This window comes from Streptomyces sp. URMC 129 (assembly GCF_051386415.1).
In the GTDB taxonomy this organism is placed as follows: domain Bacteria; phylum Actinomycetota; class Actinomycetes; order Streptomycetales; family Streptomycetaceae; genus Streptomyces.
In genome coordinates this window covers 1-1,819 of sequence record NZ_JBPQTQ010000260.1, presented here as the reverse complement: position 1 = coordinate 1,819, position 1,819 = coordinate 1, and the positions used below count along the sequence as shown (strand labels likewise).

2 protein-coding genes and 1 pseudogene are annotated in these 1,819 nt (G+C 74.3%); all 3 read left to right on the top strand.

All coding sequences use genetic code 11. From position 1 onward, the window contains the following. A partial coding sequence (locus ACSNOC_RS27605) for a hypothetical protein (RefSeq protein ID WP_436750306.1) occupies nucleotides 1-300 on the top strand: 300 nt, incomplete at its 5' end. Between the two features lie 139 nt (nucleotides 301-439). Continuing rightward, complete coding sequence (locus ACSNOC_RS27600) at nucleotides 440-817, top strand: hypothetical protein (RefSeq protein WP_436750305.1); 378 nt, start codon at nucleotides 440-442, stop codon at nucleotides 815-817. A 3-nt stretch (nucleotides 818-820) separates the two neighbouring features. Then, nucleotides 821-1,819: pseudogene (locus tag ACSNOC_RS27595) on the top strand (hypothetical protein); the annotation flags it as partial.

Genomic DNA, 1,819 nt, shown 5'->3' with positions numbered 1-1,819 from the left:
CTCCCGGCCCCGCCCGGCATCGAGGCCCTGCGCACCGCCCGCCGCCTCGCCGCCCGCGCCGCCCAGGCGGCACAGGACGCCACCAACCGCGCCGCGGCGGCGGCCAACGCGGGCTCGCCCCACGCCTCGGCACTGGCCGAACGCGCCGCCCAGGCCCGCCGCCGGGCCAGGGCAGCCGCCGCCGACCGCGACGCGATCCAACGCCGCGCGGACGCGCGCCTGCAATCCGCCTACGCCCGGCCCGCCGGACGTCGCGGCCCGCGCAACGATCCCCGGCAGCCGGACGCGCCCCGGCCCTGACCCCCGACGGGTGACAAGCCTTTCCGCACAACCCGGGTTGTCCACAGATTCCGTCACCGCGACACACCACCCGGTGCCCAACTGTCACCATCAGGACACTTATCGTCACCGCCATCACCTCCCGGAAAGGGGCCCATCGATGACGACCGCTCTGGACGATCTGCATCTCGCGCTGGACAGCACCGACTCCACCACGGTCCTGCACGCGGCCTGGGAAGCGTTCAACGTCGGGCAGCAGGTCTCCGACGCCGTGGCCTGGCACGACGACTACGACGAGATCCTGGTCCTGGCCGCCGCACAGGCGTGCACCACGGGCCAGGCGATGCTGCTCCCGCCCCGCACCGGCGGCCCCACACCCCTGCCTCCCCTCTCCGCGAACTCCGTGCCCGCCTGCGCGGCCCTGCTGGAGCACGTCCACCGCTCCCTCACAGCCCTTTCGCGCCATGCGGAAGGCCCGTTGCTCGACGCCGCCACGGCCGCCGAGAACGCGGCCCGCTCCCTGCGCGCGGCGGCATAACCCATGCCCCAGACGCTCGGCGCCGCGTTCGACGCCTCCGTGGCGGAACTGCGCGCCGCGGCCCGCGCCCTCCCCGCGATCCCCCAGCCCGGACAGATCCGCACGCTGACCCTGCAGACGCGGGACTTCCTCGGCGCCCTCCGCGCCTACCCGGACACCTTCGCCCGCGACACCGCGCGCGTCCCGGGAAACCGCACGGTGATGGGGCGTGCCCTCGCCGACATCCGCCTCCACCTCACAGCCGCCGAACAGCACATGACCATCGCCTGCCGGCAAGCCGTGGCGATCAGCGGGCCCGCCGGCGAACCGGGCCACCGTCTGGACCGCGCGGCAACGCACCTGTCCGTCACCCGCGATGTACTGAACAGCCACCGCGGCCCCGACGGACAGCCCCTCACCCCGTACCTCTTCCTCCTGGCGACCGCGCGGGCACAGCGATACGTCTTCTCCCGCGTCACCGACCTCGCCCGGGAAACCGGGCTCCTCGCCGCGGAACTCGCCGCCCGCTCCGAGAACCCCGCCGTGACAACGGCCCTGTCCGCCGCCCGGCACGCGCTGCACCAAGCCGCCGTCCTGGGACGGCAGGCGAACCGCGACCACATGACCGAGCTGGCCGAACTACCGCTCGCACCACCCCTCACACCGGATCGCGCACCCCGCCCCGACCTGCCCGGCACGCTCGAACGCGTCGCCGAGGACACCGACCGGATCATCCGCGGCACCTTCGAAGCCGCCCGGAGCAGCGGCCGGCCGGTCAGCGGATCCGACCTCCAGCAGATCGCCCGCAGCCTCGCCCTCGGCCACCTCCTGACCGGACGCCTCCTGCTGCACCTGGCCGAGGAGCAGCCCGCAACGATCAGCGACCAACTCCGCACCAACGCCGCCGAGCTGCGGGAAGCGGCCCAGCACTGGCAGCGCACCGCCCAGTCCTTCACCCGGATCGTCGACCTGGCCGACCCCCGCGAACACCCCGCCCTCCCCCACTACGGCTACGACGACGTC